This is a genomic window from Herminiimonas contaminans (assembly GCF_015645465.1).
Taxonomy (GTDB): Bacteria; Pseudomonadota; Gammaproteobacteria; order Burkholderiales; family Burkholderiaceae_D; genus Oxalicibacterium; species Oxalicibacterium contaminans.
In genome coordinates this window covers 80,692-96,024 of the sequence record NZ_JADOEL010000009.1, presented here as the reverse complement: position 1 = coordinate 96,024, position 15,333 = coordinate 80,692, and the positions used below count along the sequence as shown (strand labels likewise).

13 protein-coding genes are annotated in these 15,333 nt (G+C 56.2%); 1 reads left to right on the top strand and 12 read right to left on the bottom strand.

The window, feature by feature from the left end:
• Window positions 1-10 precede the first annotated feature (10 nt).
• Window positions 11-619, top strand: coding sequence for a phosphatase PAP2 family protein (locus tag IXC47_RS12170; protein WP_195875793.1), 609 nt, complete (start codon window positions 11-13; stop codon window positions 617-619).
• On the opposite strand, the gene IXC47_RS12165 is transcribed toward IXC47_RS12170, so the two are convergent.
• From IXC47_RS12165 to IXC47_RS12110, 12 genes are all read right to left on the bottom strand, one after another.
• Window positions 616-2,064, bottom strand: a complete 1,449-nt coding sequence (locus tag IXC47_RS12165; RefSeq protein ID WP_230089531.1) for a lipopolysaccharide biosynthesis protein — start codon at window positions 2,062-2,064, stop codon at window positions 616-618. The two genes, IXC47_RS12170 and IXC47_RS12165, sit on opposite strands and share 4 nt — an antisense overlap.
• Window positions 2,061-3,290 carry a hypothetical protein gene (locus tag IXC47_RS12160; protein ID WP_195875792.1) on the bottom strand — a complete coding sequence of 410 codons (1,230 nt, stop codon included), beginning with the start codon at window positions 3,288-3,290 and terminating at the stop codon, window positions 2,061-2,063. Before IXC47_RS12160 ends, IXC47_RS12165 begins: the two co-directional genes overlap by 4 nt.
• Window positions 3,290-4,708 carry a mannose-1-phosphate guanylyltransferase/mannose-6-phosphate isomerase gene (locus IXC47_RS12155; protein ID WP_195875791.1) on the bottom strand — a complete coding sequence of 473 codons (1,419 nt, stop codon included), beginning with the start codon at window positions 4,706-4,708 and terminating at the stop codon, window positions 3,290-3,292. The genes IXC47_RS12160 and IXC47_RS12155 overlap by 1 nt, the downstream gene beginning before the upstream one ends.
• Before the next feature lie 11 nt (window positions 4,709-4,719).
• Window positions 4,720-5,919: a sugar phosphate nucleotidyltransferase gene (locus IXC47_RS12150; RefSeq protein ID WP_175626193.1), complete on the bottom strand. Its 1,200-nt coding sequence runs from the start codon at window positions 5,917-5,919 to the stop codon at window positions 4,720-4,722.
• A gap of 44 nt (window positions 5,920-5,963) precedes the next feature.
• Window positions 5,964-6,983 (bottom strand): UDP-glucose 4-epimerase GalE, encoded by a 1,020-nt coding sequence (galE, locus tag IXC47_RS12145; protein WP_175626192.1) that lies wholly within the window; start codon window positions 6,981-6,983, stop codon window positions 5,964-5,966.
• A 244-nt stretch (window positions 6,984-7,227) separates the two neighbouring features.
• Complete coding sequence (locus IXC47_RS12140) at window positions 7,228-8,418, bottom strand: WecB/TagA/CpsF family glycosyltransferase (RefSeq protein WP_230089530.1); 1,191 nt, start codon at window positions 8,416-8,418, stop codon at window positions 7,228-7,230.
• A complete protein-coding gene (locus IXC47_RS12135) occupies window positions 8,408-9,595 on the bottom strand; it encodes a glycosyltransferase family 2 protein (protein ID WP_195875790.1) in 1,188 nt (395 codons plus the stop codon). The genes IXC47_RS12140 and IXC47_RS12135 overlap by 11 nt, the downstream gene beginning before the upstream one ends.
• Window positions 9,592-10,836, bottom strand: a complete 1,245-nt coding sequence (locus IXC47_RS12130) for a glycosyltransferase (protein ID WP_217703462.1) — start codon at window positions 10,834-10,836, stop codon at window positions 9,592-9,594. Before IXC47_RS12130 ends, IXC47_RS12135 begins: the two co-directional genes overlap by 4 nt.
• A gap of 11 nt (window positions 10,837-10,847) precedes the next feature.
• Window positions 10,848-11,435 carry a serine O-acetyltransferase gene (locus tag IXC47_RS12125; protein ID WP_195875789.1) on the bottom strand — a complete coding sequence of 196 codons (588 nt, stop codon included), beginning with the start codon at window positions 11,433-11,435 and terminating at the stop codon, window positions 10,848-10,850.
• The gene (locus IXC47_RS12120; protein WP_195875788.1) at window positions 11,435-12,862 is read right to left on the bottom strand and encodes an Atrophin-1 multi-domain protein; all 1,428 of its coding nucleotides are present in this window, start codon (window positions 12,860-12,862) and stop codon (window positions 11,435-11,437) included. Before IXC47_RS12120 ends, IXC47_RS12125 begins: the two co-directional genes overlap by 1 nt.
• Before the next feature lie 20 nt (window positions 12,863-12,882).
• A complete protein-coding gene (locus tag IXC47_RS12115; RefSeq protein WP_195875787.1) occupies window positions 12,883-13,857 on the bottom strand; it encodes an acyltransferase family protein in 975 nt (324 codons plus the stop codon).
• Window positions 13,854-15,332: an O-antigen ligase family protein gene (locus IXC47_RS12110; RefSeq protein ID WP_230089529.1), complete on the bottom strand. Its 1,479-nt coding sequence runs from the start codon at window positions 15,330-15,332 to the stop codon at window positions 13,854-13,856. Before IXC47_RS12110 ends, IXC47_RS12115 begins: the two co-directional genes overlap by 4 nt.
• Between the last annotated feature and the right edge of the window lies 1 nt (window position 15,333).

Below are 15,333 nucleotides of genomic sequence, written 5' to 3'. Positions count from 1 at the left end.
TAACCCATAGATGACAGCCTGGCTCGCCTTTACCAAACTCGCCGATACCAACTTCACTATGCCACTGGCCGCACTGCTTGCAGTGTGGCTGGCAGCCGCCCGCGCCTGGCGTCCTGCGCTTTGCTGGTGTTTGCTATTCGGCTTCGGCATCTTCCTGGTCGCAGCGACCAAGATCGCTTATGTCGGCTGGGGCATAGGTATCGCCACAATTGATTTCAAAGGCTTCAGCGGTCATGCGATGCGCGCGATGTCGGTTGCACCGGCATTCCTGTACGTGTTATTGCAGGATCAGGGGAAGCGCAAGGCCACGCTGGGTGTGCTGGCAGGCCTGCTGTTCGGCCTCATGATAGGCATCTCGCGCCTGGCGCTGGGTGTGCACTCGGTTTCTGAAGTCATTACCGGTTTGCTGTTGGGTGCTGTCATCAGCCTGGGCTTCATCTGGTATTGCCGGGGATGGACGCCTATCGTCTTTGATCGCAAGCTACTCATCATAGGCACCATCGCCCTGTTCCCGATACTCACCCTCAAACCGGCACCGACCGAAGGTTGGATAGAACGCATCGCGATCTACCTGTCCGGCAATGAGAACTTGCATCGCCATCCGGCAGATCCAAGCTAACGACTTTGCTTCAATTCCCCGCCACGCCAGTTCGCCCATAAACCTGACAAATGCTCACGGTGCAGCAAAAGCACCGCGAACGCATAGCTCAGCGCCCCTACCGCCATCGATATAAACAGCATCGCCAGCAAAGGCAGCGACAAATGCTGCAAGCCGCGTTGCGCCGCATAAACGCAAGCCGCCATGAAAGTGACGCACATCACAGGCGACAGCAAAGGCTGCAATTGCGCACGCATGGGAATCGCCGCGTACTTGCGTAACAAGTGCAAACCTAGCGGATAAGTCACCGCTACCCGGCACGACCATGCGGCGATGATATAAATTGCGGACTGATGCGCGGTCAGGAATACCGCCGCAATAGTGCAGGCACTCGCGCACACCGCCGGTAACAGCAAGGCACGCGGATGACCCAGCGCACGCAAATACGGACTGACGAAAATACGGGTAAAGCTGATCGCCCACACAAAGCACAGGATCACGATCATCGGGATCGCTTCCGCCCATTTATCCCCGAGTAGCAGCGGAACCCATTGCGCGGTGGTCAATGCGAGGCCGACGAAGATAGGCGTGGAAACAAAAGCCATCACCTGCGTGGTTTGCAGGAAGGATCGCTGCAAGCGCTCCTTGTCCTGCTGCATGGAAGAAAACAGCGGCAAGCCTATGCGCCCGGCTACACTGCCGACGATATTCGACAAGGCATCGGTCGCCTTGAACGCAACGCTGACAAATCCCAGCATGCTCATGCCGTGTATCGCACCGATCAGCAGGCTGAACACGCGCGTCAGGAAAGCCCACAACGCACCTTCCAGCATCACCGGGAAACCAAACACGATCAGTTGCTTCGCATGCGGCCACGAGAAACGACGCTGCGGCCACCGGTGCTGGCCACGCCAAAAAATCACCGTCAATAAAATGTTTTGCACGATGCCTGCAATGACAATGCTCCACACGCCAAACTGCGACAGCGCCAGCGTAATCGCGACGATGCCGTAACTCAGCTTGCCCGCTACCGTGCGGCGCGCAATCGCCTTGGTGCGCAGCTTGCGATCCAGCATCGCAGATGGCAACAGATTCAATCCTGTGAACAGACAAGCCGTACCTTCGGCCAGCAAGATCGTACCGACCAGGCTTTCCTGCAGATAGAAGATGAAGTAAAGACCGACGCCGACGCAGAACAGAAAGCCGGACAAGCCAAGCGCGACCGCCATCCAGAACGCACTATCCAGATGCAGCATATCGATAGGCCGCCGCTGTATCAGCGCTTCATTGATACCGAGGCCTATCACCAGTTGCGTCAGCAAGACGATGGATTGCGCAAAGGCGACGCTACCGAAATCGGTAGGCGTCAGCACCCGTGTCATGATGGCCAGCGTGAGGAAACCGAGCAGCCCTACTCCCAGGCTATCGACGATGGCCCACGGCACCACCCGTCGCATATTTTTCATCTGGCCACCAGCCTGCGTTTAAAGGAACCCAGCACGCGCCTGATCCGGCCAAAGATGGAAAAGGTATTCAGGAAGCGATTCTTCTTGATCGCCCACTTCAGCATGCGCAACCATGATTCGTTGATCTGGCGCTGCTCCGCGATCAGGACGATCTCTTCCAGCAAGACCAGCTGCGCATGATTCCCCGCACGCAGACGCAAGATTTGCGCATCCGTCGGACGCCCCGCCAGCGACTCTGGCAAGTCTGCACCGACCGCCATGAAGTTGAGTTTGGTACGCATGCATTTTTCGCAGCGACCACAATTGCGGCCGGTGGTCGGCCCTTCCCAGCACACGCGCAGATTGCGCAAACCTACCGGCCAGTCGAGTATGCCTTCCGCTTTTTCGGTACGGGCGAATTCACCGCCGTCATACACAATCTGGAAATCGCGGCTGGACAACATCGCATAGGTAATCGGATTGCCGCCCCAGGGCAGCACCAGCCGTGCGTAGTCTTCATCAGAGCCGACCAGGCCTGCGTTCGCACTACCCTGCCAGTTACGCAAACAGGTGGCAACGCCATTACCGAATTCCATTTCCCAGTTCACGCAGGCGACGGTGCGCCAGTTAGTCTTCAGCGTCACCATGGGGACACTGATCGAATGCAGGGTATCGGCAGCGGAAGCGATGGTGGTATCGAAAGCCGCTTTCGCATCCAGTGCAATATCGAAGCCTTGTATCAGCACACCCGCATGCAAGGGATAGCTGCGTCGTCCGGCGCGTCCGGTGACGTGACGCCATGCAGTGAATGACGCATCAAGACCGCCCGAGAAAGCCGCCACTGCACGTGTCGCATACGGTGCGGGGATAGCACTATCTGGCAATTCCTGTGCCGCACCTACCCGTATCGCTCGGTACAGATCCGGCCGCCATGCAACCCAGCACGCAATCAGGTCTTCCATGTTCTTCAACAGGGAATAAGTCACCGGGCCATCGATATACAAATCCTGTCCGCGATGCATCGCGACGAAGACTAGCGCGGTCGCCGCCATATCGTGCGCCACCAGCGGTGCAGGCAAACTGTGTTCGGGTCCGGCCAGCTCCCACCAGACTTGCTGGTTGCCAAAGCTGGCACTGCGGACGACGCGGCCTTCGCTACGCTTTTCGGTCAGGCGCACGATCAGCGGACGCGTCGCGTGCTGTATAAAAGGATGCTCTTGCAAATTCGGATGGTCAGACAGGTTCATCAGGCACGTTGATACACATCGTCGAAACGCACGATGTCATCTTCTCCCAGGTAAGCCCCCGATTGCACTTCGATCAGGTGGAGCGGCATCTTGCCCGGATTCTCCAGCCTGTGTGTCATGCCTATCGGGATGTAGATGGATTCATTTTCAGTCAGCAGCCTGACCGTTTCGCCGCAAGTGATGCGGGCAGTGCCGGTCACCACGACCCAGTGTTCGGCACGATGGTGGTGCATCTGCAGGGAGAGTTTTTCACCCGGATCGACGGTGATGCGTTTGACCTGGAAGCGCTCACCCGCATCTATTCCTTCGTAGCAACCCCAGGGACGATACACACGCGTATGGTTTAAATGCTCGCCGCGCTGTTCCAGCTGCAGGTGTTCGACCACCTGCTTGACGCGTTGTACCTGGTCTTTCGCGACTATCAGTACCGCATCCTTGGTTTCCACCACGATCAGGTTATCGACGCCTATCGCCGCAACGAAGCGGCTGCCGGAACGGATCAGCGTATCGGTCACGCCATCGGTGTACACGTCGCCGTGCAGGATGTTGCCGTCCTTGTCGCCCGGCTTGATCTCGGCCAGCGCCGACCATGAGCCGACATCACTCCAGCCCATATCGACCGGGATCACCAGCGCATGCGCAGTGTGTTCCATCACGGCAAAGTCGATGGACTCGGCCGGGCAAGCCGCATAGGCGGTTTCATCGAGGCGGCAGAATGACAAATCGGTATACGCATCATGCACTGCCAACGCACAGCACTGGGCCATCTCTGGTTGCAGGCGTTGCAGTTCGGACAGGTAAGCGGAAGCGCGGAACATAAACATGCCGCTATTCCATGAGTAATTCTTGTCTGCGATGAATTTCTCAGCCGTCGCCAGATCAGGCTTTTCCACAAAGCGTTCCACCGCGAAGCAGGTTTCCGATGCGTCCAGCGCCGCACCACGACGTATATAACCGTAACCGGTTTCCGCTGCCGTCGGCACAATGCCGAAGGTAGCCAGCGCAGTCGTGCCTATCGCATCGGCTGCCAGCATCACCGCGACATGAAAAGCATCTTCATCCGCAATCATGTGATCCGCTGGTAGCACCAGCATCACGGCATCCGGCTCCAGTGCCGCCAGGTAATTGGCGGCTGCCGCGACTGCGGGTGCAGTATTGCGCCCTTGCGCTTCCAGCAGGATGGCGGTCGGCGAGATGCCTATCTGGCGCAACTGCTCGGCGACCAGGAAGCGATGATCATCACCGCACACTACCAGCGGCGGCTCCATTCCTTTCCAGGTGGAGACACGCAGTACGGTGTCCTGCAGCATGGTGCGTTCGGATACTAGTGGCAATAATTGCTTGGGCAAAGCGGCACGCGACAAGGGCCACAAACGGCTGCCGGAACCACCAGACAAAATAACGGGATAGATTTTCATGCAGGCTCGCGTTACGCCACATTGGCCAGCTTGCGCGGCTTTACCTCTTGCGGCGACAGCGCAGGAGCCTCGGATTTGGAATCTGCTTCCGGTGTGCGCGTTTTACCGCGACGATCACGTGCATCGCGCCAGTAGTCTTCCACACATTCGGAGACATGCTGCATCTGGCCGATACGGCTGACACAGTAATCCTTGCACACCACCAGCTCCGACATATGGGAATTCGGCGACACACGGGTATATTCAAACAGTACGCTACGCGTAACTTCCGAGCCGCTGCAGATCTGGCTGCCGTGTCCTATCCAGGTCGGGCCTATGATGGTGCTGCCGGCTTCCACCGTCGAGCCGGAACCGATATACACCGGCCCCTCTATCTTCGTACCTTCCCAGTCTATGCGCGTATTCAGCCCGACCCACACGCCATCGGCGATCTGCGTACCCGGCATGGTCATATGCGCGAGTTCACCCTTCAGCACATTTTGCGAAACCTGCCAGTAGTCTTTGACATTACCGATATCTATCCAGTTGAAGAAACGCTTCTGCGCAAAGAAAGGCACGCCTTTCTCCACCAGCAAAGGAAACAGCTGTGAACCGATATCAAACTCGGTATCAGATGGAATCAAATCCAGTACTTCCGGTTCGAAGATATAGATACCGGTGCTGGCCAGGTTCGACAGCGCTTCTTCCGGTTTAGGTTTTTCCTGAAAGGACAAGACACGCCCCTCTTCATCGGTCACCACCATGCCGTAATCGGATGCCTTGTCCAGTGACACTTCCTTGGTGATGATGCTGACCATCGCGCCTTTGCGCTTGTGTTCAAACAAGGCTGATTTGATATCCAGGTCGATCAGCGCATCACCGCAAATGACCAAGGTGGTTTCATCAAAGAAACCACCGAACTCCTGTATCTTCTTCAGGCCGCCAGCGGAGCCGATAGGCTTGGGCATGACTTCACCTTCATCGGTCATATAGCCTTCGAAGGAATAACCTATCTGTGCACCAAAACGCTGCCCCTCACCAAAATAGTCTTCTATTTTTTGGTGCAGATAACTAACGTTAACCATGATCTCTTGGATGCCGTACTTCACCAGGTGCTCGACCAGGTACTCCATCACCGGCTTACCCAGTATCGGTATCATCGGTTTCGGCAATTCATAAGTCAGGGGCTGGACGCGTGTTCCTTTGCCTGCGGCAAGTATCATTGCTTTCATGGTTCCCTCGGATTCTTCAGTATTAAATCAATATGGATGTGACTTCAGGCATAGGCCAGCTTGTCTTCCGACATCGCTTGCCAGCGCCAGGAATCAACGCACATTTGCTCTATGCTGCGGATCGCACGCCAGCCAAGCTCTCTTTGCGCGAGTGAGGCATCGGCATAACACACGGCGATATCGCCAGGACGGCGCGCCACGATGCGATACGGAATCTTGCGTCCGCTCGCTTTTTCAAATGCGCTGATCATTTGCAACACGCTGCTGCCGCAACCGGTACCCAGGTTGTAGGCCAGCACGCCTGCATCGGTATTCATTAATCGTGCCAGCGTCTTCACATGACCTATCGCGAGATCAACTACATGAATGTAGTCACGCACGCCGGTGCCATCCGAGGTCGGGTAATCGGAACCATAGACCGAGAGCAACTCACGACGTCCGGAAGCCACCTGCGCCACATACGGAAATAAGTTATTCGGCACGTCATTCGGGTCTTCGCCGATCAGGCCGCTCTCATGCGCACCGGCAGGATTGAAGTAGCGCAACAAAGCGATGCGCCATGACGGATCAGAAGTCGCTACATCGCGCAGCATCTCTTCTATCATCAGCTTGCTGCGACCATAAGGATTGGTTGCCGACAACGGAAAGTCTTCGACGATAGGCACAGTGGCCGGATCACCATAGACCGTGGCCGAAGAACTGAAGACCAGGCTCTTCACACCATGCTTGGCCATCACCTGAAATAGCACCAGGCTGCCTTCCACATTATTGTCGTAATAGCGCAGCGGCTCTGCCACTGATTCACCGACTGCTTTCAGTCCGGCGAAATGCACGACGGCATCAAACTCATACGCGGAGAAAATTTCATCCATCGCAGAGTAATCACGCAAGTCTGCTTCTATGAAGCTGACTGATCTGCCGGTAATTGTCGCTACGCGATCCAGCACCGACACTTTGCTATTACAGAGATTATCGACAACGACTACCCGATATCCTGCATTGATCAGTTCTACACAAGTATGTGAGCCGATATAACCAGCTCCTCCCGTTACTAATATTTGCATTTCATTTATCCAGTAAGCGGCAAGTTTGCACCCTTACAAAGATAGTCAGATCACTGCAAAGTTCACTATTTAGATAGAAGATTTAACAATAAAGTTAGTTGAAAAATTTACGCGTTTTCAGAGGGAAACTTCATCAAACTGAAATATTTTTTCGCAGAAATGTATCGCCTATTTTTTGAAAAATATGCACGGTAAAAATCATGGATGCACGTAATTTTTACAGCGCGAATTTTTGCAAATTATTTCAGGCAGCGGCGACGTAAGCGGCTTGCTGTTCACTCACCAGATAGTCAGCACAATACAAACGCAAGATACGCAACACACCAGGACGCACTCCGCGCAAAACGAAATCACGCTGCACTTTGCTTTGGTGGCCATACAGCAATAACAGCAAGCCTATGCATGCACTATCAATGTGCGTCACCTCGGAAAAATCGATGCGGATATCAAAAGGCATCGTCGTTGCCTCAGCAAATATCTTGCGCATCGCAGTCAGGTTACGTTCATCCCATGCACCGCTGGCGTGAATACTGATGTAGCTGGTGTGCTGCTGCATCTCTATCCGCGCCGCTACCAGCGCATGCAGTTCAGGTTTGTGCAAACGCACCATCACCGCACACGGCAACACATGACGCGTCATCAAACGGATCAAGGTCAAGCCATCATGCAGATAACGGCGCCACAGGCTGGGCTCTTCCCATATACGCCACAACCACTCACCACCTATGCGCTGCACCCAGCGTGGTGCACGTGCGACAGTACCGGCAACGAAATTCACCACTGCACCCAGATGACTGATGACTGGTGCATCCAGCGCAGCGAGATTGTGTTCTATCCACGCCTGCCCTTTCTTCGCACCTAAGGCGACCACCACAAAATCAGCCTGGCTGGCATTGATGCGATTGATGATGGCGGGCGTACTCATCTGCTCTATGCTGCCAAAGCCGGGCGATTCATAACCGGTACACACCAGGCCAGATGCACTGGCGTTCAGCTTCTCTGCTGCGGCAGCGGCCACACCATCTGGCCCGCCAAAGAAATACACACGCAACTTTTCAGCGCCATCTTTGCGTACGCGCAGACGCTCAAACAAAGTGGAACCGGCAACCCGCTCAGTGACAGGCAGGCCCAGCAGCTTTGCTATCCATACCAGCGGCATGCCGTCTGCCACCGATAAGTCGCTGCGTATGACTGAATCGCGGAATGCGCCACCGGCGAGACTGGCCACGGCGAAATTGAGATTCGGGGTCGAGAGAAAGCAGCGCTGATAGTGATGTGCGGCATCCGATAATTGATCGACTGCCTGTTCCGTGCTGATGACATCGAAAGGCAGGCCGAGTATGCACACCACCTTGCGCTGGAAATCCGTTTGCACCGGATAAGAAGATATTTGCGTGCCGCTATAGTCCGGCATCAATGCCTGATTATTCTGCATCGCGTCTGGCCCTTACCCATTCAAGCTGGCGATTCACGAAGAACTTCATATACAGCGGCAACTTCCAGCAGGCATAACCCAATGCCGAGAGCAAATCCTTCAGGCTCAACACCTGTTGACCAAAGCGTTGCCAGGACAGCAGTATCGCCAGTGTCAGCGCCGCCACCAATACGCCAGCCAATACCAGCGGTGCAGCATAGTCAAAGATCAGGAAATTCAGAGCTGTAATGCCAAACACTGCACACGAGAGCAGCGTCAGCAAAGCCAGCGGCGGTACGCACATATCCAGTGCCATCGCGAACAGCGCACGATTGCGCTCACGTATGCCCTGCCATAGCAAAGGCAAACCTTCGTGCATGATCATGCCCATATGGCCATGCTCCCAGCGCGTGCGTTGCATGCGCGCGGCTTCGTCGCTGCTCGGGAAGTAGCTGATCACACAGGCTTCCGGACAGAACACAGGTGCTGCCTGCGCCCGCGCCAGCTCTACGCCCAGTTTCATGTCTTCCGCCAGATGACCGTTCGCCAATGACGCTTGCGCTATCAGCGGCCACGGAAAGGCCATGCCGGTACCCATCAGCTGGCACGGCAAACCCAGTTGATGGAAACCCAGTGCGCGCACCTTGTTCTTCACTATCCATGCGAATTCGGCGATACGTATCTTCAGCCCGGCACCGCGTGGCGCACGCATCAGATCCAGTGCCTGCACCGGTCTTTGCGTTTCCAGTGCAGTACAAGCCAGCTGCGTGATCGAGCCTGCTTTTACGCGACAATCGGCATCGATGATGATCAGTACTTCCGGCGGACTCAAGGACAGTTGCCGCACACCGGCATCCAGCGCATAGCCTTTGCCGCGTGCCGACAAATCATGGCGTTCCAATACCGGCGCACCAGCCGCCAATGCCTGCTCTGCTGTGTCATCGTCACAGTTATCAGCGACCACCAGGACGCGGTCACCTGCACGCAATTGCGCGCGTATGCCCGCCACGGTCGCAGCTATGCCCTGTGCTTCGTTGTGTGCAGGAACCAATACGGCGACTTCCGGACGACGACCGTCGGGTGCAGCGACCACGGATTTTTTACCCATCGCAGCCAGTACCTGCAGCAGGAGCACAGCAACCGGCACCAGCAAGGCCAGCACCACCAGCGATAAAATGATCTGGAATAAGGTCATCATGGCTTGCCTCCCAGCAGCCAACGATCACCTTGCGACACCTGATAAAACAGGGCGATCAGCTTGGCCGCTTCCCGGTCGATGTCGTGGCGTGCCAGCACGCGGGTACGCGCCCGTGAGCCCATGCGCGCCAATTCATCATGCGGCGTATTCAGGCAACGCTCCATCGCCAGTGCCAGCTCATCGACCGAGCCGGGCGGATACAGCCAGCCGTTCTCACCTTCGATCACCAGCTCCGGTATACCGGCTATCCATGTCGTCAGCACCGGACGCTGCACCGACATCGCTTCCATAATCACCACCGGCAAGCCTTCAGCAAAACTCGCCATCACCAGTGCCCGCGCTGCCAGCAGCTCCTGCCTGACCTGCTCACTGCTGATCCAGCCGGTAATCCTTACCTGCGCAGCCAGCCCATGTTTGGCAATCAGCGCTTCTACCTCGGGACGCATCTCACCATCACCCGCCAGCACCAGTTCAAAATCTATGCCCTTGGCGGCCAGTCGTGCCGCCGCTTCGATCAGGATTTGCTGGCCCTTCTGTTCGCACAAGCGACCGACGCAAACAAAGCGCGGTTTCTCGGCGACCTGCGTCGCACCGATGCGATAGAAATCAGGATCAACGCCGCAATGCACGATGTGCATCTTGGCCCAGTGCTTATAAGCGACGCTGCGGTACAACTGACTGCGACAGAAAGAGCTGACCGCCGCGACAAAAGTAGCGCGGCGCAGCTTCTCGCCAAGGCCTATGAACTCGGCCTTATCGAATTCTTCCGAGCCATGTATGGTCAGGCTGTAAGGCACGCCTGCCAACTCGCTCGCCAGCATCGCCACCTCGGCCGAATTGGTACCGAAGTGCGCATGCAAATGCGTCGCGCCCTCCCGCTTCAGCCACAAGGCAACCCGACACGCTTCAGCCAGGTAGATCAGGTGATAAGGCAAGGAACGGTCAGCGCGTTTGCTCATCTGCCAGGCCAGGCGCAAGCCATGAAACAGGCGCTTCGGCGTCGAAGTAGCAACCGATAACACGGAGCGCAGCAAACCAAACAAACCGTTTTTCAATACATAGCGGGTACGATCACGTTCAGTGAAATCCTCCGCATCGACCAGGTCACCATCCCAGCCGCGCATCGCTATTCTCTGCACATTCATGCCCTGACGCTCCAGCGCCAGTATCTCCCGCCGGATGAAGCTGTGGCTCACCTTCGGATACTGATTAATCAGGTAGGCAACACGTATTGCGTTCACTTCATATCCTTTCAGCGCTCGGTACCGAAGCGCATAATCCTCGACACATTTTCTTGTATGTTTTTTTGCAAACCATTTACTTCCGTCTGTCCGACTATTCGTGCTGGCACACCTACCGCAGTCGCACCATCCGGCACATCGCACAAGACCACGGACAGCGCACCGATACGGCAACCATTACCTATGCGCACCGCACCCAGCACTTGTGCATACGCCCCAAACTCAACGTCATCACCTATTACCGGTACCGCGCCATCGGCGACACGATTGCCTATGGTCACGCCCTGGCGCAAAGTGCAGTTGCGACCTATCTGCGCTTGCGGGTGCACAAAGATGCCGCCGAAATGCCAGATGCGCAGACCGCCACCTATCACTGCCGACTTCGGCAAACTGATGCCGACCACTGTTTCCACCAGCCGGAACCACGGCCAGTACACAGCCGTCAGCACTCGTTTCATCCGACCCGGTTCCCGGCTATCTATGCGTCGCCCCAGGCGGTAAGTCCACACCGCCCAGATCGATTGCTCTTTCAGGAAGGGGCGTCGCACGTCATAACGTTGCATATCTGCTGACCAGTCGCTATCCATCATTCGCTTCATCAATCCAGTTGCAGTAACTCACCGCTGACCGTAGACACAGTGCCGACACCGCTGGTCGCGTACACAGTCACAATCGCGCGTGGATCAGGCCAGGCAAAGGTCTTACCCTCGCCGTTCGTCAATTCGCCGCTATCGAAATGAAGCGGGGTACCGGATGGGTCACGCACTTGCAGGCGCAATTTTCCGCCGCCGGTAGTATGTGCGGTCACGCGATAATTCTTGCCGGCCTGTGGCAATGCCCAGTTCACCGGATGTAGACCGCGCGATGAATAATTGACTTGTGTCACCGCCTGTGCGTTGGCAGGAAATACCACTGCCTGTTGCCAGGTATCGAACGTCCCCAGGCTGGCACCCGATTGCAATTGCCACGGGCCGCGCATGGACAGGAGATTCATTTGTTTTTGCAGGACGACAGGCTGCCCATTTCCATCCAGCCAGCCTTGCGCTGACACCACCGGACGCAATGCCACGCGCATGCGTTCGAGATCATTGGCCACGTTGTTGTCCCAGCCGCCTTTATGCAAATCGAAACCTGCACCGTTTTCCACATAGATAAAGAACGGCGTACCGAAGTTGCGATCGACCACATACGCGCCATAGGTCTTCAAGGTCTCTGCAACTTTGCGCAAATCAGGATTGCTGATCTTGCTGGTGTCATAGGAAGGCGGCAGCATCAGCAATGCACCCTCCGGTATCTTTCCTGTGTTGCGCGTGGCGGCATCGGTATCTGCCGAAGTCGCCGGGAATACATAAGTCGGTTGCGACGCCAGTCCGTCGAAAGTCAGCGACACGGCCAGCGCATGGCGATACATCACATCACCATCCTTCACTTCATGCTTGCGTATCAGGCCGCCCGCAGTTGCCACTCCGGCCGCGCGCGCCCCCTGGAAGTAATGCGCCGGATCACCCCAGCCGCGACCATTCAGTTTGGTCCATGCATACTGGGCGGCGACCCACTTGCCATCCACTTTTTTCAATTGCCAGAATGAGTGGACAATGCCGGTCGCCGGATCAACGATATCGGCATGCCCGTCGCTGGCGCTGGCAGCCACCACATCTGCAGGCCAGCGCGGGATGGTCACGTCATGGAAGGCCGACGCATCCGGGTCCCACAAACCCTGTGTCTTAGGCAAGCCGCTCACCGTGACAGGCTGATCCCCGGCCTTCGCGAGGAACACGCCAGTCGACCACTCACCTCCGGCAACACCAGGTGCATACGTAGATTTCGGAATTACAAAATCACCGAGTACCGGCTGTACCGGACGGCTATTCCACGGCGAAGTCGCGGCAAACGGCTTTTGATACGTGCCCCAGCCACCCTGCGCCGCCGCTTGCATGGGCGCACCTGTCAACAGCAGCGCGCCGCACAAAGCCAGTGCAGTTGCAATGCTGTTCTTGGTACCGACATCAGGGTAGGAAATAGGCATATCTGGGTTCTCCATATTGTTTAAGCTGTTTTCAATTTGTTGGCCATCAACTTGCCGCGCGCTATCCACCAGTGTTCAAAATAGAAGGTGGAAATATGCGCAAGGACGAACAGCACGGCGAAGAGCAATGGTCGTTTCAGGTATTTGACGATCACATCGCCACTACCGAGCCAGGTGTGCGCCAGCAGCGGATGGATCACGTACAACGCATAGGAGATAGTCGCCAGGTACACCAGTACGCGACGATTCAGCATGGCGGCGAGCATGCCGGCCGGATTGACGATGGTGCTGCCTACCAGCAAGGCCGCCAGATAAGGACGCAGGTAATTCAATGCTGCGCCCTGTTCATGGCAAGACACCAGCAGCAACAGCAGCAATGGCCATTGCGGTATCTTTTTCAGCCATGCCAGCACGCGCAAGTCACTACGGTGATGCACCAGCAAGGCCAAAGTACAACCGGCCAGGATTTCATCCATGCGGTAATAGCTGATGCTGGATGCATACACACCATCCGTTATGCGCAAACCGGTAAAGAACAAAGCCGACAAAGGGAGTAGCAACAAGCTGCGCACACCAAACAAGGCAAACAGCAGAGCGATACCCAGATAGAACTGCATCTCCAGGCACAAGCTCCAGATGTGCTCGGTCAGCGTAACCAGATGCACCGGCGGCAAGTTCGCGTAAAAGAAGAAATGCGATAGCCAGGTATCCGCTGATGCACCAGCCAGCGTCAATGCCAGCGCCAGGTACAACCACGCCAGTGGCAGGATGCGGAAGAAACGACGCACCAGGAAATCAGAAACCGGCGGGTCCTTCAGCAGGAAGGAAGTAATCAGGAAGCCGGACAAGGTAAAGAACAAGGACATGCCGAGCAGCCCAAACATCGCATTCATCTGCAATACCTTGGGCCCCATAGGCAGCAAGTGCGCCGCCAGCACACACAGGATGCTGACGCCGCGCCAGCCATCCAGCACTTCCAGACGCGGGCCGCTCATCGCACACCTGCCGTTTGTTGCGCCGCACCGCTGTTAACTTTGGCATCGGTTTTAGCCGTGGGCAATGCACCGCTGATAGTCGCCAGCGCACAACCGGCGCCGATGACAAACCAGAAGTACCAGTTAAAGACCAGATAACCAAACATATTGTCCGACGACGACACCACCAGGTACACAATCACAATCGCGATCGTGATGAAGGATGCCAGCCGGTCTACCCGGAACAGTGCTTTCAGTGCCAGTACCATGCGTGCATACAGGAAGAGGTAGGCACACAAACCGAGCACACCGGCGTCAAAGAACCATTGCACATACACATTGTGCGCACCCCAATTCATCTTGTTGGCAGCCGGGAAGAAGGTTTGCGAGAAATGACGGAAAGCCTCGACACCATAACCGGACAGATAATGGCTGGGACGCATCCATTGCAGACCGCTCTCCCAGATCGACAAACGCCAGGCAAACGAATTCAGCTTGGCATAGCCGACCGCTTCGGTACCGCTACCCAGGTCCAGCAAGCGATCACGGATTTCCGGTACCAGCAAAGCCACGACCGGCAATAGCATCAGGTACAGCAAATAACGCCGCTCAAACAACAAGGCATAGCCGACAAATACAAACAGACAGGCGATCCAGGCACTGCGTGTCTGCGTCAATACCAGCAAAGCCAGCAGATAAAAGAAGTACAGCGTCACCACCACGCGCATGGTGCCACTCAGTGGCATCGCCTTATCCTTCAGTGTGAACAGGGTCAGCGGGATGACCAGCGTCAGGTAAAAGGCAAAGATATTCGGATGGGTAAATGCCGATTGCAGGCGGAAACCTTCCGCTCCGCCGCTGGCGCCGTGCAAGGCCACATCGACCACTGCATACAGCGCAGGCAAGACCGACGACCACAACACCAGACGTACGCAATAGCGGAAATCCTGTGCCGAGCGCACGAAGTAAAAGGCACTGACAAACATCGCGCAGTAAGAAAGCAGCGTCAGGTAGGTGCGGATCGCATCGCCTTTCTCAGGCGATATCACAACACCGAACATGGCTGCCAACAGGAACGGCAACCACGCCCAGACCATCTTCTTCGGTAGCTGCTGCGGTCGCTCCATCACCAGCATGCAGGCCAGCAGGATCACGCACAGATTGATGACACCACCGAGGCCGGTGGTATAGCCGCCTATCGAAAAGCGGGTAGATTCCAGCACCACATCACCGACCGAGCGGAACACGATAATCAGCGTCAGCAGCGCCATACGGTTAAACAACAGCAGGAAGCCAAACAGCAGGAAGGCAGGCAAAGCCGCCAGTCGCGCCAGCTTGTAATCCATCACTTCCGCATAAAACGGCACGACGATACCGGCCAGCAGTGCCAGCACGATCACGCCCAGCACTGTGTACGCCTGCCCCTGGTTCGGCAGCCAGCGCATATGCACTTTGCCACCGGAGGCAGTGCCTTGATATGGAATGTCGGTAGGCATG

Coding starts and splice junctions, on each gene's coding strand:
- IXC47_RS12170 (WP_195875793.1), top strand. CDS start 11: ATGACAGCCTGGCTCGCCTTTACCAAACTCGCCGATACCAACTTCACT.
- IXC47_RS12160 (WP_195875792.1), bottom strand. CDS start 3,290: ATGAACCTGTCTGACCATCCGAATTTGCAAGAGCATCCTTTTATACAG.
- IXC47_RS12115 (WP_195875787.1), bottom strand. CDS start 13,857: ATGAGCGGCCCGCGTCTGGAAGTGCTGGATGGCTGGCGCGGCGTCAGC.
- IXC47_RS12140 (WP_230089530.1), bottom strand. CDS start 8,418: ATGCAGAATAATCAGGCATTGATGCCGGACTATAGCGGCACGCAAATA.
- IXC47_RS12120 (WP_195875788.1), bottom strand. CDS start 12,862: ATGCCTATTTCCTACCCTGATGTCGGTACCAAGAACAGCATTGCAACT.
- IXC47_RS12155 (WP_195875791.1), bottom strand. CDS start 4,708: ATGAAAATCTATCCCGTTATTTTGTCTGGTGGTTCCGGCAGCCGTTTG.
- IXC47_RS12110 (WP_230089529.1), bottom strand. CDS start 15,332: ATGCCTACCGACATTCCATATCAAGGCACTGCCTCCGGTGGCAAAGTG.
- IXC47_RS12150 (WP_175626193.1), bottom strand. CDS start 5,919: ATGAAAGCAATGATACTTGCCGCAGGCAAAGGAACACGCGTCCAGCCC.
- IXC47_RS12125 (WP_195875789.1), bottom strand. CDS start 11,435: ATGAAGCGAATGATGGATAGCGACTGGTCAGCAGATATGCAACGTTAT.
- galE (WP_175626192.1), bottom strand. CDS start 6,983: ATGCAAATATTAGTAACGGGAGGAGCTGGTTATATCGGCTCACATACT.
- IXC47_RS12165 (WP_230089531.1), bottom strand. CDS start 2,064: ATGAAAAATATGCGACGGGTGGTGCCGTGGGCCATCGTCGATAGCCTG.
- IXC47_RS12135 (WP_195875790.1), bottom strand. CDS start 9,595: ATGATGACCTTATTCCAGATCATTTTATCGCTGGTGGTGCTGGCCTTG.